Origin of the sequence: Enterococcus crotali (assembly GCF_000633635.1) — a bacterium.
GTDB lineage: Bacteria > Bacillota > Bacilli > Lactobacillales > Enterococcaceae > Enterococcus_L > Enterococcus_L crotali.
In genome coordinates this window covers 674,203-698,462 of sequence record NZ_AYPQ01000002.1, presented here as the reverse complement: position 1 = coordinate 698,462, position 24,260 = coordinate 674,203, and the positions used below count along the sequence as shown (strand labels likewise).

23 protein-coding genes are annotated in these 24,260 nt (G+C 33.5%); 19 read left to right on the top strand and 4 right to left on the bottom strand.

From position 1 onward, the window contains the following. Positions 1–113 precede the first annotated feature (113 nt). A complete protein-coding gene (locus tag V192_RS0108100; protein ID WP_025870669.1) occupies positions 114–320 on the bottom strand; it encodes a hypothetical protein in 207 nt (68 codons plus the stop codon). Positions 321–869: 549 nt separating this feature from the next. On the opposite strand from V192_RS0108100, the gene V192_RS0108095 reads away from it, so the two are divergent. From V192_RS0108095 to V192_RS0108030, 12 genes are all read left to right on the top strand, one after another. Continuing rightward, positions 870–1,184, top strand: a complete 315-nt coding sequence (locus V192_RS0108095; protein ID WP_025870667.1) for a hypothetical protein — start codon at positions 870–872, stop codon at positions 1,182–1,184. Positions 1,185–1,519: 335 nt separating this feature from the next. After that, on the top strand, positions 1,520–2,218 hold the full coding sequence (locus tag V192_RS0108085; protein WP_025870663.1) for a hypothetical protein: 699 nt from the start codon (positions 1,520–1,522) through the stop codon (positions 2,216–2,218). 184 nt (positions 2,219–2,402) lie between these two features. Continuing rightward, the gene (locus tag V192_RS0108075; protein WP_025870661.1) at positions 2,403–2,885 is read left to right on the top strand and encodes a hypothetical protein; all 483 of its coding nucleotides are present in this window, start codon (positions 2,403–2,405) and stop codon (positions 2,883–2,885) included. Positions 2,886–2,957: 72 nt separating this feature from the next. Further along, positions 2,958–3,707, top strand: coding sequence for a DUF6531 domain-containing protein (locus tag V192_RS22090; RefSeq protein WP_025870659.1), 750 nt, complete (start codon positions 2,958–2,960; stop codon positions 3,705–3,707). Positions 3,708–3,826: 119 nt separating this feature from the next. After that, on the top strand, positions 3,827–8,026 hold the full coding sequence (locus V192_RS0108065) for an RHS repeat-associated core domain-containing protein (protein ID WP_025870658.1): 4,200 nt from the start codon (positions 3,827–3,829) through the stop codon (positions 8,024–8,026). Between the two features lie 10 nt (positions 8,027–8,036). Then, positions 8,037–8,492 (top strand): hypothetical protein, encoded by a 456-nt coding sequence (locus tag V192_RS0108060; RefSeq protein ID WP_025870657.1) that lies wholly within the window; start codon positions 8,037–8,039, stop codon positions 8,490–8,492. Continuing rightward, a complete protein-coding gene (locus V192_RS0108055) occupies positions 8,477–8,695 on the top strand; it encodes a hypothetical protein (protein WP_025870655.1) in 219 nt (72 codons plus the stop codon). Before V192_RS0108060 ends, V192_RS0108055 begins: the two co-directional genes overlap by 16 nt. Positions 8,696–8,860: 165 nt before the next feature. Further along, complete coding sequence (locus V192_RS0108050; protein WP_025870653.1) at positions 8,861–9,529, top strand: hypothetical protein; 669 nt, start codon at positions 8,861–8,863, stop codon at positions 9,527–9,529. Positions 9,530–9,715: 186 nt separating this feature from the next. Beyond that, complete coding sequence (locus V192_RS0108045; protein WP_025870648.1) at positions 9,716–10,060, top strand: hypothetical protein; 345 nt, start codon at positions 9,716–9,718, stop codon at positions 10,058–10,060. A 123-nt stretch (positions 10,061–10,183) separates the two neighbouring features. Then, positions 10,184–10,534 (top strand): hypothetical protein, encoded by a 351-nt coding sequence (locus tag V192_RS0108040; RefSeq protein WP_025870647.1) that lies wholly within the window; start codon positions 10,184–10,186, stop codon positions 10,532–10,534. A 194-nt stretch (positions 10,535–10,728) separates the two neighbouring features. Beyond that, complete coding sequence (locus tag V192_RS0108035) at positions 10,729–11,613, top strand: hypothetical protein (protein WP_025870645.1); 885 nt, start codon at positions 10,729–10,731, stop codon at positions 11,611–11,613. Between the two features lie 13 nt (positions 11,614–11,626). After that, positions 11,627–12,010 carry a hypothetical protein gene (locus V192_RS0108030; protein WP_025870643.1) on the top strand — a complete coding sequence of 128 codons (384 nt, stop codon included), beginning with the start codon at positions 11,627–11,629 and terminating at the stop codon, positions 12,008–12,010. On the opposite strand, the gene V192_RS0108025 is transcribed toward V192_RS0108030, so the two are convergent. Continuing rightward, positions 11,968–12,177: a helix-turn-helix domain-containing protein gene (locus V192_RS0108025; protein WP_025870641.1), complete on the bottom strand. Its 210-nt coding sequence runs from the start codon at positions 12,175–12,177 to the stop codon at positions 11,968–11,970. The two genes, V192_RS0108030 and V192_RS0108025, sit on opposite strands and share 43 nt — an antisense overlap. A 154-nt stretch (positions 12,178–12,331) precedes the next feature. On the opposite strand from V192_RS0108025, the gene V192_RS0108020 reads away from it, so the two are divergent. From V192_RS0108020 to V192_RS20875, 5 genes are all read left to right on the top strand, one after another. Continuing rightward, positions 12,332–12,592, top strand: coding sequence for a T7SS effector LXG polymorphic toxin (locus tag V192_RS0108020; protein ID WP_025870637.1), 261 nt, complete (start codon positions 12,332–12,334; stop codon positions 12,590–12,592). A 204-nt stretch (positions 12,593–12,796) separates the two neighbouring features. Beyond that, complete coding sequence (locus tag V192_RS0108010; RefSeq protein WP_025870636.1) at positions 12,797–13,531, top strand: hypothetical protein; 735 nt, start codon at positions 12,797–12,799, stop codon at positions 13,529–13,531. A 310-nt stretch (positions 13,532–13,841) separates the two neighbouring features. Continuing rightward, the gene (locus V192_RS0108005) at positions 13,842–14,039 is read left to right on the top strand and encodes a hypothetical protein (protein ID WP_025870634.1); all 198 of its coding nucleotides are present in this window, start codon (positions 13,842–13,844) and stop codon (positions 14,037–14,039) included. 87 nt (positions 14,040–14,126) lie between these two features. After that, positions 14,127–14,882, top strand: coding sequence for a hypothetical protein (locus tag V192_RS0108000; protein ID WP_025870632.1), 756 nt, complete (start codon positions 14,127–14,129; stop codon positions 14,880–14,882). 710 nt (positions 14,883–15,592) lie between these two features. Next, positions 15,593–17,206 carry a TPM domain-containing protein gene (locus tag V192_RS20875; RefSeq protein ID WP_025870630.1) on the top strand — a complete coding sequence of 538 codons (1,614 nt, stop codon included), beginning with the start codon at positions 15,593–15,595 and terminating at the stop codon, positions 17,204–17,206. A 73-nt stretch (positions 17,207–17,279) separates the two neighbouring features. On the opposite strand, the gene V192_RS0107980 is transcribed toward V192_RS20875, so the two are convergent. Both V192_RS0107980 and V192_RS0107975 read right to left on the bottom strand, forming a co-directional pair. Beyond that, positions 17,280–18,329 (bottom strand): bifunctional transcriptional activator/DNA repair enzyme AdaA, encoded by a 1,050-nt coding sequence (locus tag V192_RS0107980; RefSeq protein ID WP_025870627.1) that lies wholly within the window; start codon positions 18,327–18,329, stop codon positions 17,280–17,282. A 15-nt stretch (positions 18,330–18,344) separates the two neighbouring features. Next, positions 18,345–19,172 carry an isocitrate lyase/PEP mutase family protein gene (locus tag V192_RS0107975; protein WP_025870625.1) on the bottom strand — a complete coding sequence of 276 codons (828 nt, stop codon included), beginning with the start codon at positions 19,170–19,172 and terminating at the stop codon, positions 18,345–18,347. A 778-nt stretch (positions 19,173–19,950) separates the two neighbouring features. Here V192_RS0107975 and V192_RS19685 point away from each other — a divergent pair. Continuing rightward, on the top strand, positions 19,951–23,550 hold the full coding sequence (locus V192_RS19685) for a coiled-coil domain-containing protein (RefSeq protein ID WP_239644606.1): 3,600 nt from the start codon (positions 19,951–19,953) through the stop codon (positions 23,548–23,550). Continuing rightward, entirely contained in the window at positions 23,541–24,260 is a 720-nt protein-coding gene (locus V192_RS22085) for an LPXTG cell wall anchor domain-containing protein (protein ID WP_239644605.1), read from the top strand. The genes V192_RS19685 and V192_RS22085 overlap by 10 nt, the downstream gene beginning before the upstream one ends.

Genomic DNA, 24,260 nt, shown 5'->3' with positions numbered 1-24,260 from the left:
TGTATAACACTATACACTGGTATTTAAAATACTAAAAAAAACGGAAATAGTTCTGACAGTTAGGTCAAAACTATTTCTGTTTTTTGAGCCATTTCAACTGAGCAATCTTCATATTACTCATCTGTAGACATATTGATTGCTTTAAAACGTTCGATTTCTTGACCTATATATTTTTCAATATTTGTTTCAAAAATAAATTTATTATAGTTCAACACCTTGTCAAAATTCTGCTTCTCCATAAATGGATACTCATTGACCAACTGTTTCAATACACTCTTTTCATCCCCAACTTCCAACTTACGAAAAAAATCAGCTTGCAAATGTGCTTCATTATTAATGTTCTCAATTTGATTATTGTAACCAAAAAAAGCATTTGGATTGACTCTAAAAAATTGAAGAGTCTTCTCTATTTTTCATAATGACTTTACACAAACCTTGACGAAAATTGAGAACCAAATTACAGAGTTGAGACAAAAAGAAAAAGTTAAATATTAAGTCATGTTCAAAGTGAAAAATTACTCTAATTAGTAGTTTTTTACTTTTTTGTTAAGTATAAAATATTTATCCAGTCTTTATGTTAAACTTAACATAAAGACTTATTTAGAATGTACGCTAGATATGAAAAAAACGAAGCTAGCGATATTAAAAAAAGAAAAGATAATACTTGGAATGTGTTCGTGACTAGTAAAAAAGGAAACCTTACAGGCTTTAAAACATATTTATGTTACCTTAGATGATTTCGTGGAGAGTTTGAGAACAGATAAAAGATTGCGTGAGTATTTTAAAGCTTAGATCATGTTTATATGTCTAGAGCTTAGTAATACAGGTTCTCTTAACTTAGACAAATTAAAATAAAGGGCTGATAAACAATGGGCACAGAAAATTTTAAAATTATGAGGAAATCTAACAAAAATAAAAATACAATTTATGAAGATCCATCTTGTATCGTCAACTGCAATGTTGCAGACTTTAGAGATGAAGTTTATTGGACAATTATATTATCCGCCCATACTAACGAGACCATACAACAAGTACAATTGACAAACGAACAAGAATTAGAAGTCTATAGAAGAATTAATTATTTGACGTTGAAAGATTTAAATAAACAGATATATGTTAGCGGATTAGGTTTTATAAAAGAAGCTCCTCAGTCCTTAGAAGTCCCTTTATTAGATTGGAAGTGAAGAATTGTTCTCAATGATAGGTAACATAATTAAATTTCGTAATCTAAAAAATATTGAATATCACTGTAAACAAGTTTTAAAATTAATTAAGAACAATTACCCAAATGACAATTCAAACTATAGCTTAGCTAGAATTGAACGTTCCATAAACCAAATTTTAGAACAAATCGACGGCAGTGAAACAATCACTAGTACTATTAATCTCATGGATTTAACCAGACATTTTGTGGATGATACAGGGAATTATAACGATCCTATATTGATAGAGCTCGAACATATGCATAACAAAATAAAAAAGTTAAACAAATGATCACAACAGTTTTAGGAGGAACAAAATGAATCTTAGTTTAAGACAATTTAAGAAAGAAGATTTATTTGAATACACGCTATCAGTAAAGTCTGGTAGACATGATTCAGAAGGATTAAAAACATTGACTAATTTTTGGATAATATTGGGACCGCTATTTGCTTTTGGTATAACCCACTACTTCATTGAATATATAGGTTTTATACCTAGCATTGTCAAAATAATGTCTACTGTTTTTATAGTAGTTTCTATCATTTGTCTCTTCTTTAGCGTAAATAAAGTGAGAAAACATTTTGAAAAAGCTCAATCGATCCTCTTTCTTATTATTCTCTTTCTTTTTGCATGTCTATCTTTTTGTACTGGATTCATTTTATATCTTCAAAATATTTATAATTACTACAAACAGTTTACTCTAGAGGTTATTCCTCTCAATATAATAAATTTAATTCTAATTATTGGGATGCTTAGTTTCATTATTCCAATAACATCAGGATACATTACTATGTTGACATATATAAAAAAAGGAAAAGCTAGAAAAGAAAATTTGGTAAATGAGAATGAAAAATTGTCTAGAGAAAATTTCATAAGTCTTCTTTTTTCATTTTTCACACCTATAGCGTTCCCTTTAATACTTTTTTTCAGTCATGTCCCTATGAATGGGTTTCCTAATTTAATTTTAGGTATATTAGTAAGCTATGGGATATTGTTTTTTTACCTGGACTGGTGATAACGTTCTACACAAAGTGGAAATTTCCAGAGTGTTAAAAAAAGGAGAACTTTATAGTGGAAAACTTAATATACAACAGTGAACTCATCTCTTGGATTTTTAACGGAGAAAAAATTGAAATTAAACTAAATAATGGTGACTTCTATTTAATTCTAGTCAATGTATATATTAGAGGTGAAAAATTTTGCGTACTATTAAGAAAATAATGATTATTATAAGTTTTTGTGCTTTTATTTTCCTCATATGTGCGAGGATTTTATCAACAAGATTTCCACTCGTTACTGAAGGAATATCCAAAAAAGCTGCACTAGATAAAATCGCTACAAAGTCATCAGAGTATTATATTGTTAAGCCTGAGTTATGGACAACTAGTCGAGGTTGGACTATTGAATCTGAAAATGGGCATAATTTAGAGGATGTAGAGTTAGTCGACAATTCACCCAAAAATCAGTTATCAAGCATGGTACTTTTAAACGAAGATAATAATTTTTTAGTCAAGGGAACTTTAATAGATAAAGAAAAAAAAATAGTTGTAAAAAGCTGGAAATTTATAACACCTATAAAACGAGATTATCTACATCCTAAAAAGGGACAAAAAAATAGATGGTTCTATCCAAAAAAATATGTAGATCAATTTGATGTGGATAACGGTGATTATAAACCTTAAGAAATGAATTGTAAATAAATAGCACTCTAAAGGAAAAATATTTCAAAAAATAAATAATTTGGAGGAGAAAAAATGGGTGTAGGAAAAGATCGCGTGTTTCTCTTATCGGCTATTGTCGAATTAAAAACACAATATGAATCACTCTTCAAAGCAGCGGAACAATTCAGTCATGAAATGGAATCTAAAGTATCAACTGTTCGTTCATTAGAATCTCAGGTTCCCTCAGAAGCCAAAAGTGGGCGCTTAACTGGCGCTACCAGCGGCTTTAAATTAGAGAAAAATAAATTTCAGGATTTATTACAAAAATTACAACGTGATGTTGAAAAACTTCAAAATGATTTACCAACTTTAGACAGAGCGGCGGCTAGTAATGTTTCTGAGTTAACAAGCGCTGCCAATGAACTCGCTAGTCTATTTAAAGAGTACCAATCGTTTATCAATGGTGGCTTCACTGCTCAAAGTGTCGATGCCTTTAAGAAATCATTATCCAAAATGCGCTTAAAAAATGGAATGTCTATGTCCAATGTAGACAAAACACTGAAACGAGTATCAGAAACATCTAAAGGCTTAAAAGTAACCAGTGCCCGATACAGTAAAGATCCAGTCAACCTGACAACGGGTAACTTTAGTGCAGACAAAGAAGATTTAGTCATTCAAGGGGAAGTACCTTTGAGCTTCACCCGTACGTATAATGCGATGGACGAGTACAAAGGGGCTTTAGGGAAAAATTGGGTTCATCCTTTTGAGGTCTGTGTGACCGAAGAAACAGATGAACTGAAAATTATGATGGAAGATGGGCATGTTGTTTCTATGAATTCTTAGAAAACAACAACTACCACTCTTCTCTCTTCCCTAGCCATATTGTGGTAAAAGAAGAAACAGGCTATCAGCTAATTATAGAAGACCAAACCCATTATCACTTTAATACCAAGGGTCAACTAGTGACTAAACAGACAGAATCTGGACAAAAAATCCGCTTCTCATACAATTCTGAACAACGATTGAAAAAAGTAGAAAGTCCAAGTGGTTTCATTCGTTTTCGTTATGATGACACTGGGTTACTCACAAGTATCAAAGATCAAGCCAAACGAAAAGTAAGCTTTTCTTATGAAGATGCGTGCTTGACGGAAGTAAAACTACCAAATAAAGCGATTGTCCGTTACGGCTATGAAAATGGTAAATTAACAACAACAACCAATCCAAGAAAGATTAATTTAGTCAAAAATGAATACGACTATTTATCAAGAATCACGAAACAAACCTTCCCAGATGGCGGAGTTATGACCTATGAGTACGATGATGACGCGAAAACAATTGTTGTAACGGAACAAAATGGATTAAAAGTTACCTACTACCGAGACAAACATTACCGAAATACGAAAGTCGTCTATCCAAATGGCGAAGAAATTACGACCTACAATAATCAGAATAAGCCTACTTCTGTCACGGATAGAAAAGGAAATAAAACACAATACAACTATGATGAACAAGGTAATCTGATTAACGTAACCAATCCATTAGGTGAAGTTATGACAATGAAATATGATGAGCAGAACCACCCTATCTATATGAAACAACCGAATGGCGCTGAATATACCTTTACCTATGAAAATGGCAACTTATTAAAAGTGGAGAATCCATTACATTGCTCGTCAGAAATGATTTATGATGAACAAAATCGTCCAATACGTGTGAAGCAACCCGACGGTAGTCGCATGGTCTTTCGCTATGATGAACGCGGCAACCTAGCAAGTATCCAATACCCAAACCAAGGAACCACTCATTATGTATACGACAACCAAAATCAAGTCATTGAAACCACGAATCCAACGGGTGCCGTAACGAAATTCGAGTATGATTCAGAAGGTAATTTGACCAAAGTTACGAATGATGAAGGCAATACACGCGAATATACGTACAATGAAATCAATAAAGTGACTACCGTTAAAGACTTTGATGGGACAACAGTCACACAAGAATACAATGAGTTAGGAAAAGTTTCAGCTATCACGAATCAATCTGGACACGTGACAGAGATGGATTATGATTTGATGTGGAATATCTCAAAAATTAAAGAACCAAATGGCGCAGAAACGGCCTACTTGTACAACCAATACAACCAACTAAGTCAAGTCGTTAACGCCAAAGGTCACAGTGTTCACTACGACTATGATGAAAATCAAAATGTGACTAGTATTCGCTCTCCTAAAGGGGAAGAGACAACGTTTGCGTATGACGCCTTAAATCGACGGACAAAGATGGTTGAAGCTGATGGTGCGACCACTCGTTATACCTATAATAAACTAGGTAAAGTCGCAACAATCACCGATGCCTTAAACCATACAACGACCTTTGAATACGACTTACTAGGACAATTAGTCCGCCAGACAGATGCTTTAGAAAATGAAATCACCCTTTCTTACACCTCACTTGGACAATTAGAAGATGTGACAGACGCAAACGGTGGGATCACGTCTTATGCGTATTATCCAGGTGGAAACTTAAAACAAGTCACCTACCCTGCTGGTGAAACAGAACAATATGTGTATGACTTGAATGACAATGTCATTGAAAAATGGGCTGGTGAAGAAAGCAAGATCACTTATACCTACGATAGCTTAGATCGTGTCACAGCTATTACCAATCCATTAGGCAACACCCGGAAGTTCTCTTATGACGCTGCCGATCGAATCGTTTTATACCAAGATGAAGCGGGAGCCATTACGGAATACGATTATTCTCTGACAGGAAATCTTACTCTGGTTAAAGATGCTTTAGGGAATGAAACCCACTACGATTATGATACGGTAGGGAATCTAACAACCATTCAACAATACGGGTTAATCGATGCCGAACTAGAAAAAGTGTCCGAACAAAATCGTGTAACACAGTATCAATACGATTTACTAGGAAACGTGACCTCTGTCACTGATGCTTTAGGAAATCAAGAACAGTATCGCTATGACGAAAATAATCAACTTATCAAAAAGACGGATAAAGACGGTTATCAAACAGACTTAAACTATAACCAAACGGGACAAGTTCAGAAAATCCAGTATTCAGATGGTAAAGAAGTCCTTATGCAGTATAATCCTCTACGTAAATTGGAAGCGGTGAAAGACTGGTTAGGCACCACTCAAATGAAATTAGATGCTTTAGGTCGTGTAGAAGAAGTTCAAACGCCAGATCAACAAATCACAAAATATGGATGGGACGGTCAAAGTAATCGTACAAAATTAGTCTATCCAGATGGCAAAGAAGTACAATATGTTTACAATCCTTCTAACAAACTAACAGAACTACACACCGGAGATCAGGTCTATCGTTATCACTATGATGCCCAAGGACGCCTGATTGAAAAATCTTTACCAAACCAAGTGACAACACACTATGAATATACACCTGCTTCTCAACTAAGTGCCTTGATCCATCAAAAAGAGCAAGAAATTCTAGAAAAATACCAGTATCAGTACGATCAAGCTGGAAACAAACAAGTAATTGAGAAGCAACGTCAAGGGTTGACCAAAGACAGTGGACAATACCAGTATCAATATGATGCCTTACAGCGTTTGACACATGTATCAAAAGACCAAGAAGTCTTACGTCAATACACCTATGATGCATTTGGTAACCGTACAAGTAAACAAGAATCAACTGGTTCAACAACCTATCAATACAATGCCTTGAATCAGCTAATCAAACAAAATACACCACAAGCAACTAAACAATTTAACTATGATCAACGCGGCAATCTTGTGGAGGAATTGATCAACAATCAGGTTACTAAATCATTTACCTTTGATGCGACCAATATGATGACACAAGTGACTACTGCATCAGGTGACAAGGCAACGTATCAATATAACGGTTTGAGAAATCGATCAGGCCAAACAGTTGAAAAAGTCAATGAACCGTTAAAACAAATTCAGTATATTTTAGATTTAACAAAACCATATAATAATTTATTAGCACGTCAGGTGAATGAAGACAAAGAACTGTATTTATGGGATAATGACTTATTGGCAAAAAATGAAGAAGAACACTTCTTGTTAGATGATTTAGGCAGTCCGTTACGTCAGTTAACAAATACTGGACAGTCTCTTGAAGAATATACCTACGATGAATTTGGACAGAGTCTATTCAATACACCAACTAACCAACCTTTTGGTTTTACTGGGTATCAACAAGATGAAGTTAGTGGAATGAATTATGCGCAGGCGAGATATTATGATCAAAATCAAGGTAGGTTTTTAAGTGAAGATGGTATTAAAGGAGTATTGACTTCCCCTATGACTTTAAATCCATACACTTACGTTTGGAACAGTCCTTTAGATTTGGTGGATAAGGATGGATATTTCCCTTCACTAGGTGATATTGGAAAAGGAATTTCAGATTTTTGGAATAATAATATTAAAGGTGAAAGTGTAACTACAGAAGTAGTCTATCCAGATGGAACTAAACACGTCACTAGTGGGACTAAAGGCGGAAGCATAATCGTAACTTCTGCTAAAACATCTATTGATAAAGCTACAGGGAAAAGGACTGACACTGCTGGAATAGGAATAAATATCCCTATTAATATATCTATTCCTACTCCTTGGGGAAAAATAGGTTGGTCTAACAAAACCAGTATTTCTGCAGATTCGAGTGGTCTTTCTTCTATTAAGGCTTCGCAGGAACAGAAAGCCTCTTTCACAGATAAACAAGGAAATACCTCTGATCTTCATAGGAATATTACTATCAGCAAAGACCCATCTATTACTCTCGGTGCAGGAACTAAATCATCAAATGGGAACTTAAATGTAGCTGATTTTGGTTTTGATAAAAATGGTTGGACTGGAACGGGTACAACTGGTATGAGCAAAGGAAAAATGACAGATAAATGGATTAAATCTATTAGCTCAAAAACATGGAAAGAACTGTTTGAATACGCCAAAGTACCATTCATGGCTATTAGCGCAGTTGCTCTTACAGCACTTATTGCTTATCTAGTAGCAAATGATGCAACTGGTATAGGAGTTCTTGATGATTTCTTAATTGGACCAGCTGGAGCAGCTCTTTCACAACTACTTCTTAAATTAGGAGATATGTTTGGCAAAAATCCTCAGTTTGCATCTGCTATGAGCTGTAATTTAGCATAAGGAGGGAACTATGAAAAAAATACTTGCTTTTCTATTATTAGGAGGATGTATCCTCAGTTTGCAAGGGTGTATTAGCTTTGGTGATGAGGATAATGATACAACCAAAGTAGAAGGCATCACTGAACGAGATTCAGATTTTAATGAAGACGACTATATCAATAATTATTATTCAACGATCAGCGAAGCAATCAAACATAACAATTTTGCGGATGGAAAAAAAGCTGATTTTACACTAAAACAAACTATAAAAATTATTGAAGATACTAAAAGCTGTAACTTTTATGGTACTATCATTCAACCTGGCGGGGAAGAAATCTTTGTGGTTATGCGATTTAGATTAAAAATAACGGAGGGCAAGAAAAATTATTCAAATCCTCTAGCTATAGTCCATCATATGATTTTATTAATAATACGTTGTACAAAAATAAAAGTATTATTGAAGAACAAGAAATGTTTTTACCTATAAATAATGACCCTTACGCTATAAAAGGTGTAGAAAAGTATCCTAATTTCATTTGGTCATTAACAGCTAAAAAAGATGTGAAAAAAATGAAAGTAAATAATCAAAAACTCACTGAAATCATTCCTTTCAAAATAGGGAAAGATCAGCTATATTTTTATTACTTCGATGATTTAAAAAATAATGGCGAGTTTACTGTAACAACTTAAAAGATAGAGTGAAAAAGTGTACTTATTGATAATGAGATATTTACACTTTTTTGCTTGAATACCGCAAAGAACTAATTAAAGTGACTCCTCGCCGTTGCAACCTACGATCATACAAGTTTTCTAACATACCTACTATGAGCTACAATCTAGCATAAGGAGGGAACTATGAAAAAAATACTCACTTTTTTACTATTAGGAGGGTGCATCCTCAGTTTACAAGGATGCATCAGCTTTGGTAATAGTGAAGAAAATGATACAACTGGAGTTGAACGTGTTACTGAAGGAGATCCAGAGTTAAACGAAGATGAACGCATCAAAGGATACTATTCAACTATCTCAGATGCTATTAAGCATAATACTTTTGCAGACGGAAAACCTATTGATTTTGAATTAGTGAAAACTATAAAAATAATTGAAGACGATGAAAGCTGTGTCTTTTATGGAACATTATTTCAAGCTGATGATGACGGTGAATTCTTTACTGTTATGAGGTTCAGAAAGAAAATAGAGGCTGGGCAGAAAAAATATTCAAATTCTTTAGCCTATACACCCTTACCAACTGAATTTATTAACAGTAAATTGCATAAAAAAAGCACTCTAATTGAAGAACAAAAATCATCGTTAAATCTCTATAACGATCCATATGCTATTAAGAGAGTCGATAGTTATCCTAACTTTATATGGTCTGTAACAGCTAAAAAAGACGTAAAAAAAATTAAAGTAAATGGTCAAAAGCCTACTGAAATTATTCCTTTTAAAATAGGAAAAGATCAGTTGTATTTTTACTACTTCGATGATTTAAAAAATATTGAAGAATTCACTATAACAACTTAATAGATATAGTAAAAAAGTGTAAATATCAAGAATCGGATACTTACACTTTTTTACTCATATTAATTTTTAACTTCTTCTCTCAAAGAGAAATAGTTATCCAAACTTTATATTAAAATTAAATAATCTATATATTAAGGTAATTTTGATAATACTCCAATAACAAAAATAAAAGAAACACTGGTTCAAATGGATTGGAACAGAGATATTACCTTCATTCAAAGCCCTATAGAATTGGAGTTAATTAGCCTCTCTGAAAATGAATATGAAGAAGGTTCACTCGAATCAACTTCCGGTGGACAAGAATTTGTAAGTTTAGACTTGTTCGATCCAGAAAATGATATAGAAAAAGAAGTTGTTAAAGAACTTTGGCTTAATTTGGAAAAAAGATTTGCTGAAGCTGCAACTGGTTTTGTATCTATTTACACTAATTCATTTGATGATGATAGTGTTTTTAATAAAATCACGATTCCAACACTATTGAAAAATGACGATGTGACATTAAACTTTATTGATCATAAGCAGCGATTCTAAATAAGATATATTAGACGGTATTAGCGGTAATCGCTGATACCGTTTTTAAACATATTAAAATTTTAATCAACCTAAAACGAATAACAAAACATTAGTGATATTGAAGATTTTGGTGCAGATTTAATGAATATTATGGTTAAAGGTGCATCATCTACTAAGATGGAACATGTCGTAAAAATGATGCAGAATAGTGATAGAAGTAATTATAAGGGGATAACTCAAATGGCTAACAGCACTGCAACTAGGGGGAAATACGCAAATAGGTTAGATTATTTACATGGAAAATATGGTAAAATGTCTAAAACAGAGTTAAATCAAAGAATGAATTTACGTGGCGAGACAATGCAAGAATTAGAAAATATCAGAAAAGCCACTAGTAAAAATAAACTTGGACCTGCTTTTGCAGGAGCATTTGATAAAACTGCAGGAAAGTATAATTTTGCAATAACTATCAGAATTACTGAGTTATTTTAAGTAAGCGTTCATTGACAATTAGCATAGATAAAAAATTAATTGTTTTAGAAGACAGCTAAATATCTTATTTTAAAGATATTTAGCTGTTTTGATTTTCTGATTTTTCTAAGAATAGTTTTCAAACAATCATGATAGGTTATTCCAACAAAGAGAATTTGTAAATGCGCCATAAAAATATGAAGGTAGGAACATAAATGTCTATAAAAAAGAAAAAAACAATAATTATTAGCATTATTGTAATAATTTTTTTAGGAATTATATCATGTATTAGTTGGTTCACTTATGAGTATTTTAGAATACCTTCATCCGCTGAGACAACAGCATGGTGGGATATTAGTAAACAACCTGAAATTATAAATATGGGAAAAATGAATAATAATAAATGGACAATTGCACAGTATAAAGACGTACAAAATCCAGAAACTAAGTATAGAAATAAGCAACGATATAATTATAATTCTTCTGATATTGAAGTTGGAGAAAATCATGTTGCAACATTTAATAGAACCTATACTACTCCAACACCTTTGGAATCAACTACTTTAACTACTATATTTGAAATTTTTCTATATGATGTATCGTCAAAAAAGGATTCTGAGCCAAGAAAAGTCGACCTACTAGCCAAAGATAAAAAACTAATAGATGAGAACTATATGTATTTTCTGAATGGTTTTTCCATAGATGATAAATACTTAATTATTTATGGGACGGATGGACCTGAAAAAAGTCAGATCTACTATTATTTAGATGTGAAAGATTATTCAATCAAAACAGAGGAAAAAGTAGAGGAAAAATATCGTTACAAAGAACCAGACCTAACAGCTTACAGTATCTTTAGTATCAATGATCTTGAGAGCCCTAATCCTAATATTTGGCCAGTATCCAGAAAATCTGCTAATAAGTATTTAGAAGGTGGCTATACTTCGAAAATAAATACTAGAAATGAGTTTATTAAAAAATATCCAGAAATAAAAAAATACTATAGCGATGACACATCATTTTTAATAAATTATTCAAATAATGATATGACTCCAGAACAGTTATTCAATGAATTAAGTTCAGGGTATTACGAAAATTAATTGAGGTGAAAAAATGCAAAAAATTGAAGTAGGTACTATCAAAAGTACGCTTATATCAAATGATTTACCAGAAATTATGGAGTCTGTCAACACTTCAATAACGGATGATAGCAAATCAGTATTAGAAAGTGCTATGAAACAACTAGGTAGCTGCAATAAGCAGCTAGGTAAAAGTTTAAAACAGCTTAACACATATATTGACAGTATGGCTGAAGCGTTCGAGGAAGCTGACAAACAAGCCAGTGATCTAATGAATCAAAATACTGCCACTCTGGCAAGTAGTTCTAATAGCCGTTCGAGTGGTACTAAAGGATATTTAGAGTTAATTTCATCTGTTGAAATTAACTCCATTTTTTATTTACTTTCAGGAACAAACTCCATAATATCCCCTGGTTGACAATCAAGAGCCACACATATCCTCTCAATAACATCCATTGATACCTTTTCATTTGCAGAAAGCTTCGCTAAAGTAGCCGTTCCTATCCCTATTTCTTTACGTAACTGTGTTTTTGTTATTTCTTTATCTATCAATAACTTCCATAAACGATTATAAATTATCGGCATTTGCCTTCCCCTCCCGTTTTCTACTAACTATATTCTAAACATAAATGTAGATATTCTACAGTCAAAACAATAAATTCGTATAATCGAATAAATAATTCTAAAAACGAAATAAAACTAATGGAACTAAAAAATCTCTATTAGAAAGGAGAAGAACATGGTACAAATTGATGTGAGTGAAGTGAAATTATTAAAAGAAGAGTTAACTAAAAATACGGATAAAGGCACTTCGGCCATCGCTGAAACAAAAGCTAGATTGGGTAATATAAAAGATATGGATTCATTTAAAGGTGATGGTGCAAAAGCTACTAAAAATTATATTTCTAATGCACATGACAATTTAATTGAAGTTTATGATAATATAATAGCAGACTTAAAGTCTAATTTTACCTACTCGATGAATCAGGTCAGTAGATAATGATGCTACCAACCAAGGACTGACAGGATCTAAAGGAACAGTAAGTACTACTGTAAATACTGAAGTAAATATGGGAGCTAGTCTTGGAGGCGGTTATCTTGGAGCAGCTACGGGTGCCATAACTGAAGGAATTATTGGTAGTGGGGTTGCAAAAAAATAGTAACAGAAAAATTAACATCTTATATAAAAAAGGAGTTTATTAATTTGAAAAAAACTGCGGATGATTTTTATTTATTCGTTATACCCTTAAAGTACAACCTAAAAGAGTTCAATAGGAAATCAATAATCGTATTATTGACCTTATCTATTGTAATATATACTATTATGTCTTTTTATGTTGATACAGCCAACATAGTTCCACTGACTCCTGTTTTTAAATTTTTCTCCATGTTTTTTGCTACTGCAAATTTCCTGAATTTTTTATCACTTTTTCTAAAAAAATGGAAGTATCAAGAGGCTATCTTATGGTTTACAACAAGTGTTATTATACTTCAATATGCATATGTGATTATCATTTTTACCTATATCACATTCCTATATAACTTCCTATTTTTCAAAAATTCTCTTATTTTTTTTGACATCTTACTTTGTCTCCCGATGTTACTTTTATGTTTATCTCTAATTAAAAACTATATTAAAGTACAAAAAAAAGAAGCACATAAAAATAACAAGAAAGTAATTCAGTTAGATAAAAAATATAGAGGAGAAAAAATTGCTATTGATAATAACAGCACTTCAAAAAGAAATATTATACTCATAGGAACTTTAGTTGGAGTAGGCACGGCAAGTATAGTAGAGCAATCTTTTGCCATCTTCATTTTATTTCTAGTTTGTATATTTTTCATCTCTGTAGCTGTATCCAGAATGATTTTAATTTCTTACATGAAATTAAAATTCCCAAAACAGTACTCATATGAAAGTATAGAAAAGGTTCGTTAATCTTATTAAAGGTTATAAGCCCAAAGTACATTCAACCATAGTACCTATACTCTTTCCAATCATATTTATTTTTGCATTACTTAACTCTCATGCTGAAATTTTTAAAGGAAGTATAATGAATATACTGTTTATCTTTGGTTCAATCATTTGTTCATTCTTCCTACTGTACCAATAATAATTTCTTATATGAAACTAAAATTTCCAAATGAATATTCTGAAAAAAGAATGATACAAAACAACGATGATTCCTTAAACTCTATAGAAAGAGAAGCTTTTCAATTTGTAAAGAGTATATCTAAGCTAGATCTGAATGATGCAAAAACTGAAGGTAGCTGTGTTTAAAAAATATACAAAAATTTTCTTACTTTATGATTATTTTAAAGGAGTTTCAAAACTCACAAAGATCATGGGAGGTTTATCTGCCGTATCTATTGAAACTACTGGTTTAGATAAACATGATTCAGCAATCGTTTCTGAGTTAACTTCTTTTGGAACAGCAAAAAATTAAATGAACATGTAGCATTAGCTGTAAATATTAGATAAACTTAAGGGTATTGGAAACTGGCTATCAAGTAAAAAGTAATGGAGGTTTAATTTGAAACAACTTAGTGAAGAAAATTTTTATACATTTAAAATGAATATATCATCTGGCAGACAAAATGCTCTCTCTATAGCAGGACTTTTGCGTGTACTTCTTTTTTGCAAGATCTTTTTTATTATCTTTGTTTTTTTTGCAGGAAATGACATTATCACCCTAGCAAGCATTCGAAATATACTTAATGCTTTTATAGTGATTAATTATATTCTTACAATTATTTTTTCATTTAAACGTATCTATATGAATTTTCAAAAGTTTCAATATATAGTTTTTTGGTTGAATATTTTTGAATTAGCTATTTTAACGATTGCTCTTGGTGGTATTTCCATTTTTAATCCTGTTCAAGGAGTGCTCACCTATAATAATGCAAGAAACATTATTGCAATCACTTCTAATTTATTAGGAATTTTAGTTTTTATAGTAGCACTTTTCATTTTTAGAAGTCATGCTCTCAAAGGTTATTATACTAAAGAGGGAAAAGGAACAACACAAATGAAAAAAAATGAACATTTAGGAAAATTCTTATTGCCTATTTGCATTTCTTTATCCATCATTGCACCAGTAATTATAAAACAAGTAATACCAGATACAAGTACCACTTTTATTCTTATGGGGATGTTATTTATTTTGTTAGGTTATGCTATATATATAGGTGCTGCTTGGACATCTATGACTCTGTATTGTAAATTAAGATTTAAAAGTTTCAATCCGCCTGTAGAACAGATCACTAAAGAAACAGAGAATTATAAATGAAAATTAATCGACAACCATTTCATATGGAGTACCTAGTTACTTATACAGATACTTGTAAAATTGATGACTGGGACGAAGGTATTTTTAATTTAGAATCTATTGTTTGATGAAGGTTTATATCAAACTGCTCCGATATTTTTACTATATCTGTTCAATATAGAGAGCTGAATTTCAAAGTGATCTAGTAAATTACGTAGAAATTTTTGAGTTACCATATACTTTGGTCTTAAGACAAACCGATCAAATGGACTCATTGGATGATGCCTTAAAACAGCCTTGAAAGCTATGTAAAAAATAATAACATTATGCACATCTTTCAAACAGAAGATGAGTATCAAAAAAATACGACTGTATTATTGATAATTTATATAACAAATTCTCTCCTTTAGACAAAGAAACTGCAAAATCATAGTTAGATATCCTCATGAACTTGCTAAATAGTAGAACTCTTAAATGAATTAAATTTAAGAATTAGTAATTCAACTGGTATTTATAAAAAATCATATGAAAAAATTTATTTAGAAGTTTGCTTAATGACAGGTACTATTGAAAATAGTAATCAAAAAAAGGGGAGAATTTCCTACCATAGATTCATAGTAGATCAGTGGGATTTTTCAGACGAATTAGGCATTAGGCTATTAAATTTTAAAGAACAGTATTTGAACTTAAAAAAAAAGCAATAACTAAACCAACACAATCAGGAGTAAAAAATGAACTCAACTCACACACACATTACCAAAATAAGTCTATTTAAAAAAATCCTATTCCTCACTACCATCTTCCTATTCGCTCTATCCCTTCCGCAAACCAGCTCAGCCGAAAGTTTCTTCGTCGATGATCAAGCGGGTCTATTAAGCGAGGAAACAAAGCAAGCGATCATTCAAGCAAACGAATCAGATTTCAAACAACTACCTGGCAGCCCGCAATTCGTCCTAAAAACCATCAAAAAGTTACCCAAAAACGAAACAATTGAAACCTACGCAAATGAAACCTTCCAAACCTTAGGCGTCGGTGATCGAGATCTAAATAACGGTTTTCTATTTGTCATTGCAGTGTCTGACCGGAAATATCGTTTAGAAGTCGGGTATGGTGTAGAAGATGTGATCACAGATAGTATGAAGCGTGACATCGTACCCACCAGCGTGGAGCAACTGTTTCGTGAGGAAAAGTATGATCAAGGCTTGAATATCATCAGCCACAACATCCTATCGATCGTGAATGAACGTTATGGCAATTACGAAGCAGCGAAAAAGGAAGTTCAGGATCTAGAGCAATCAAGTTACTCTTATGATAACGCTCAATATCACTATGTAGAACCGAAAAAGAATTTTTTGGACTATGTTTGGATTGCTTTTGACTTTATTACGGATCATTTTATTCTTTCACTACTTGTCCTTGTAGGATTTTTCGTAGGCTTTCTTTTCCTTAGAAGCTTTTTAGAAGAACGTCTTTTAAAGAGGTCTCTATTTGATTCGATTCAAGATTTACAAGTACGTTGGCTCGGTAAAGTATCTGTGAGAGAACGAGCAATGCTTTTTTATATTAAAGAAACACCTATGTGGATACTAATTCTAGCAAATTTTGGCAACTATACATTTTTGCGACAATATTTAACTAAGATTTTATTTACAAGCGATGTCATAGATTATGTAACAGAACTTGGTAAATATCGTACCCATCACCTTACCGAAGCCAATAAGCTAACGTATTGCACCTTATGTTTAGAATTCAGTGAGCGTTATTATAAAGCGTATGCTCAAAGTTTGAGCGATTTCCTAACTGATCCGAAAAAGATCACGCAAGCAAAAACACAACTACAGCTGAGGCTGAAGCAATCGGACAATGACTACTTAGAAATTTTACAAAAAATTATTCAAGCCAGACTCGCTTTCATCCAAACAAGGGATATTGTTCAAGTCTATGTAAAAGAGCATGTATCCGCGTCCTTTTACACCAAACAAAAGGAAAAATTACTGGTTTTACTTGTTTCTTATCACCTGCTGAAAGGTCGAGATACCAGTAAAGAGGATTTTTTCAAAGAAGCTGGAAACTTTGAGCAGGAATTGCCTAAAGCCTTAAAAAAAGGCGAGAAGGATTTTAAAAAAATCGAATCGAACTATTATCAAAAAGCGATCATGGATCTTGATAAATGTTTGTTTTTAGGCGCAATACCGGGAATCAATTTAGCTAGCTATCAAACCTTACAGCATTTTAGGGCTTCAAGCTACCAAAGTAGCGATTCTGACGGTTCATCCAGTGACGAAGGAGGAAGTTCTGGTGGCGGTGGTTCATCTGGCGGAGGCGGCTTTTCTGGCGGCTGGTAGATACGGTTTTACCATAAAAAAGAGCGACCCACACATTAGATGTGGCTATCGCTCTTTTCTTCTGCACTCACATTTACAAATCATACTCCCGTTCATGCTTCAATAACCATTTCTTCCGCTCCACGCCACCACCATAGCCGCCCAAACTACCATCTGTCTGAATCACTCGATGACAGGGAATAATGATTGCCAACTGATTGGCTCCATTTGCATTGCCGACAGCCCGCATTCCTTTTGGATTACCGATCGCTGTTGCCAATTCTTTGTAAGAAGAAGTTTTGCCACGCTCAATTTCTGTCAATGCTTGCCATACACTCTTCTGAAAATCCGAACCTAAACATAGGTACGGTGTTTTAAATTCATCTAGCTTCTTCTCAAAATACAAATCCAGCTCTGCATTGATCTGTTCGTTGATCTTCGTTTTTCCTGGAACGATCGAAGCATTCATACGGTTACGCAGCCGTTCGATCTCTCTTTCCAAACCGCGGCGATCAACAAACTCAAGTAAATATAAGTACTCGTCATCGGCAATACTCATCATTGGTCCTAAAATCGTATCGATCCAATCTGCCGATAATACTTTGATCTCTTTTGATTGCTTCGGATTTCTTCCCATGATTTTTGAAAAAGCATCATAAAAACCGCTTGGTGAATCATAGCCAACATCCAATTGCGTATCGATTCTCTTTTCACCATTTTTGATTGATTTCAAAGCCATTCCCATCCTTCTTGAACGCGCGTATTGAACAAACGTCATGCCATAGACTTTTTTAAATTGCCTTCTGGCTGTCATCGAGTGAATGCCCAATTCAGCGAAGTCTTGATCTTTCCAACGTTTCTCTGGATTTTCTTCTACTAACTCCACCATTTGTTGAACCAAAGGCGGGATTTCTCTTGGAAAAGATAATGGTTTACAACGCTTGCATGGTCTATAGCCTGATAAAAGCGCTTCTTCTGCTGTTTCATAAAATGTACAATTTTCGTATTTCGGCTTTCTCGCAGGACATGTTGCATGGCAAAAAATGCCAGTAGAACGGATGCCGACAAAGAAAATACCGTCATAGGTTGAATCTTTTGCCAACAATGCTTTGTAATAGTGTTTTTTTTCTGTTTCGCTGATCATTGAGCATTCCCCTTTCTAATTTATTCTGAACAATTCAATCTGATTTTGCTTCTCGTATTGAGCCAAATCCGTCAGTAACGTTGTATAAAATTTATCCAAATCATTATCGCCACTTTCATTATAAAGCATATAAGTCGAAGGTCCAAAACTGATTCTTGAAATTCCAGTATCTAAATAATCTGAAATTGAATCTGTTTGAATATCTAACATAATATTGATCGGTAAAGTAGTTTCCGCTGCTATCTTCTTAAGATGTTCTTTGCTTTTCAAACCTGGAATAAAAATACCATCGATCCCAGTTTTTTCATAGGCTTTGATTCGGGTGATCGTTTGATTTAATACTTGTTCATCTTGGTTATTTGCTGCCACATCTCCAACAAAATACGTATCGGTTCTTACGTTGATAAATAGATCTTTTTTCATGGCTCTGCATTTTTGCTTGATGGATAATAATCGTTCGTTTTGTACCTTGATAGGATACAATGTCTCAGCGTTTGGTTGTTTATCTTCAATGTTGATACCAATGACGCCGATATTTAGAAGTGCTTCACTATTTTTTGCGAGGTCCTCTATATTTGTGGCGTAGCCTGATTCGATATCAGCAGTGATATAGTTGGTTTTTGCGTCCATTTCTTTTATGTAATCTAGTAGTTCATCAAAAGGCATATTTTCACCGTCTTGGTAGCCATAATGATCAGACATTGCGTAGCTACCAGTCGGAATTAAATTTATTTTTTTCCTCGTCAATTCATTTGCGCTAGCTACATCCCAGATATTTAGTAAAATAAGTGGTTTATCTTTTTGGTGCGCATTTCTAAAACGTGCTGTTTTATGTTCATTCATAGATTATCGATCCCTTCATTTTGTTTCTTTAGTGTACTGCTGATTGACAGAAGGTTCTTTCGAAAAATGAACATCAATTTTTTATTTTTTTGATGGGTTGACCTGTGCTGCTATTACTTTTTTAGGCTTAGGTTTTTGATGATTTGCTAGTAGGGTGGCTTTTCTCCCTTTGCAAGCCTTGAATTGTTCATCATCCACTCTGGCGAAGCCAATCGTGGTGATTCACAACAAATAACCCACTCTTTGGGGAAGAGTGGGAAAAGGAGTTAAAAAATGAAAAAGTGTTTTGTTAGGGTTGTTTGTTTGGTATGAATTTATAATAACTTGAAAATGTGACTATTTTATGTTGAAAGAGTGGTTTCTTTATTATGATTGTTGGGCGAAAATTCGAAGTTTTCGTTTAATTTATGGACTTTTCTAATATTCAAGTCAGTGCTTTTGCTCTACCACTACTCCTACTAGGATAGGCAGTGGTAAAAAAAGCTGGTATTACTCACTTCAGGAAATTCACAATTCCATATACTTTTCAATTAAAAATCAATATATTTTTTTCTGCTTTCCTACTAATTACAATTCCATTGAAATTAATCATATTAAACGAGCAATTATATTTATTGTCCATTGGATTATTATCAAAAACTTATAATCATGCAGAAAAACATGATACATAACTTACTTGAAAACATTGTATAATTACATTTGTGAAAATATAAATTCCTTTAAGTTTTTATTTTTTTACTATATTAATATTATCGCAAAAAGGGAAGGTGCGTGTTGAATGAATGACTCATGGAGAAAAGGTTCGTTTAAATTTTTATTGTTTTCAAGTGTATTTTTGGTAGGATCTGGTAGTCCTATACAGGCATTAGCTGTAACAGTAGAGCAGATGAACCCATCAGCTGAAAACACATTGGAAAAAGATTATAAGAGTATATTAGAGGAATATACAACCGCTAAAAAAGAATACGACGAGACAACAAAAAAGTACAATGCTGCATTAGAAGACTACAATACTTCTAAAAGTGAAGCTGATAAATCCTATGCAGATGCTAATGGACTAAAAACGACTTTAGATGGATTAAAAGGTAACTATCAAAAAAATCTAAACTTGTTTAATGAAGCGACAACAACTTACAACACACATAAAGCTACATATGAAACAAATAAGTCCAACTACGAAGCACATATTGAAACATATAATGAAGCAAAAGCAGCTTACACAGCTGAACAAACCCTTTACAACAATGCCGAAGCAACTTTTATAGATATGCAGACGCAGTATTTAAATGCGCAAGCTGAATACGAAACATTGAACAAAGATGCCGAAGAAAAAAGAACGATCTACGAAAAGTTAAGAGTAGAGTACGAAGAAAATCGAAAAATTTATGAAGATGCGGCAACAGCATATAGAACCATTCAAACAGCCTTCAACGAGGCAAAAAGTAAATATAATACCCAATTGACGGACTATAGCTCACAAAAGCTTGCTTACGAAACGCTACTTAACAACTATAATACTAAAAAAACAACCTATGATACGAAAGCTATAGCACTCAATTTAGCTACAGATTCATATAACACCTTAAAAACAGATCTTGAAATAGCGAAAGCTAGCTACACTGAAGTGAAATCAGACTATGATAAAGCACTTGAAGAATATAATGTACTGTTAACTGAGTATAACGAAACAAAAGTAAGTTATTTAGCTGATAAAACAGCGTATGAAAAACGTTTATCAGAGTTGACACTATCAATAACCGATTATGCTCATAAACTTGCTGAGTATAATAAAATCAAAGAAGATTATATCACTACCAAACAAGCATATGATGAAGCAAAAACAACCTATGATACGCTATCAAGTCAATTGAAAGAATTTGCTACTCAATATGAAACGGAACGTACAACCTATGAAACCGAAAAAACAGCCTTTGACCTGAAAACTAAAGCGTATGAAACAGATAAAACCGCCTATGATCAACAAAAAGCTGAATATGATACTCAACTGACTGCTTATGAATCTGATTTGACTATCTATAATGAAAAAAGAACAGCAGCCGAGGCGATTTTAAAACAGTATGAAGAAGGTACGGTGGAATATTCAACAGCTTTAGCTGCATACAATGAAAATAATGATCGCTATAACGAAGTAAACAAAGAATATCAACCCGTAAAAGAACAAGCGGATTTACTCACTGCAAAGTTTAAGGAAGTTCAGACCGCATATGAAACTACAGCTGTTGATTATCAAAAAATTGCGGCTTCTTATCAGACGATCAAACATCAGTATGATGCGCTTATTGCACAATGTGAGCAAGCGAAAAGTGATTATCTACAATTGGAAACAGAATATCAAACTATAAATACCAACTATATTCAAGTCATGAAAGTCTACACAGAAACTGAAACTGCTCATCAAGCAGCCGTTACAGAGTCCGCTGAAGTAAAAGTCCAATATGACTTGTTAAAGGAATCTTATGACGCCATATCGGCGAAATTTTCAAGTGGATCGGAAGCCTTTGATGCTATCGAGACGAAATATATTGAGGCAAACAAAACATACGATACTGTTAATCAAACATATGAAACAGCACGTGCCGAATATGACCGTCTTTTACCAGAATATCAAACACTGGCAGAGGAGCTAACAAAGCTAAAATCCGACCTTACCACAGCTGAAACATCCTTTACAAAGTTAAGCGAAACATTCGCCACAACTACAAAACAATACACCGCTTTAGAAACACAATATACTGCGACAAAAACAAATTATGATAAAGTAACAAAACAGTTTGCTGATTTGGATGCCGAATACATTATCGCCGAAACAGCTTACACACTAGCGGCAACGTCCATTTCCAAAGTGAAAGAAAATTTTGTACTACGCGAGAAAGAATATACTGATTTAGCTGCTTATTATGTCGGTCTAAAAACGAAATATGAAGCAACGCTGAAACTCTATACTACGGCTTCGGCTAAATTAGGCGAGGTTACAGCTGAGCAAACAGTCCACGAAGCAGAGTTCAAGGCTGTTTCAAAAGAATACGCAGACTTGACACGCTCATTTAAAGAACTTCATGAAGAGTACAGGGGTGTTGATTCAGCATATACCGCTGCAAACGATGCGTGTACAGCGGCGGACACTGACTATCAAAAAGCAAAAGAAAAATTAAAAATTCTTACCGTCGAACATAATAAAATACTTGGACTCTTTACCGATCTGAAAACTAAGTACGATCTTGCAAAAGAAAGCTTTGCTACTGCTGGAAAAATGCACAAAGATGTACTTGCTGCTTATGATACGGCTCTTATCGCTGAAGGTGAAATCAATGATGCTGTTACCGAAATGAATCGAGTTCTTGCTGAATTCCCAACTGATAAAATCACAGAAGCTAATCTTGAAAATATTCCAGCGGACTTAGCAGTATGGCAAGCTGAGTATGATGTAGCGATGAAAATATTAAATACTACTTTTGAAAATTCATGGCCAATAATTCAAGAATATCAAGAAGTGAATAATCACTATAACGAAGCCAATCTAATCGATATTTCACAACAATTGGAAAGTGTCTATGATCCAATAGATTTTGATACTCAATTATCTAACTATATTAAAAATGCTCAAGACACGATGCAAGAAAATGTAGATACCGCTAAGGCTTATCAGCAATATTTTCTTGCATATAAAGATTATTTACGCGCTTTTGATGACTATAAAGATAAATGGAAACCTGGAAATCAAGGAGATGTAGACAATGATCTAATGCTTATCTGGTTGCCTACAATCAATTCTTTGCGTGAAAATAATCGTAATTATGAGATTTTAGGTTATACTGATGAACAATTAAAAGCCATGTATTCTGTAGAAGGACTAAAAACGTTTATATCAGTATATGAAAAAGATGGTGCTGCAGCACTTTCAAATATTTATAACTATACTGAGGATTATATAAAAAAAGTGGACGAAGAGTGGAGCACAGCTCAAGCAATTTTAAAAGCTGAAATAGCTAAGTTCACAACCGCAACAGGAATTACCATTTCAAGTTTTTTTGATGACGGGATGCTTACCGAAAATACAGTTGAAATGTATGATCAACTTTTATCTGCTTATAATAAAAATATGAAATATCTCAAACAAGCAGCAATACGCTATGAGAATTATGTGGATCGCGGTGTCTCGGTTTACGAATGGCTTACCGAGTATAATAATAATTATTCAGGATTTGACGGTAGCCTTGGAGGACAACCAATGGAAGATCTTGTTAAGATTCCACCTATTAAACTTAAAACTATTGAGACAGAATTAGATTCACTGAAACTTAAAAAATCACAGCTCCAACTCCACCACCAGTTATGTCTGAGATACCTATGGAGCTAGCTGTTCTCAATATCCCTAATAAGGTTGAAAATATAACAGAACCAATCAACCCCAATCTTGCACCAGCTGCTGCTTCAACAAAAATACTTGATGGAATCACTGGAATCGATCTACCAACGTTAACACAAGAGCGTGCATCTACTCCTCCCAATTCAATTGTAGGGTTAGATACTTCTGAAGATGTAACTGATATAGAATTAGCTAATGATGAGGCTGTGGAAAGCATTCGACCTGATGCTCCTGTTGAGCTAAATGATTTAGACGATGTTACAGCCATTGATCCTTTAGAACAACCTAAAGAGTTAGAAGAAGCACCAATGGTTGAGGCGCCGACTATTCCAGAAATTCTAGCACCAGAAGCAGTTGATCCAGTAACACCACCGGTAGAACAACCGATCGAGCTTACTGCACCAACTGACCCTAATACATTGGAAGCTCCTGTCGTAGCGAATTTAGCCGAAATGCCTATTGCACTAGTAGATCCTAAGAAGAAAGCGGAAGACAAAGGTACAACTGGTGTTACAAGCTCAAAAATAAATACAACTTCAGATCCTTCTAGCAATAAACTACCGAAGACTCGATCTGAAAGAAGATTACCAAATACAGGTACAGAAACTTCATTATTTGGACAAGGAATGGGTGCTTTTATGACAGGTGCCGCTGGCTCTCTCCTTTTCTGGAAGAGAAGAAAAGCAAAACACAATAAATAA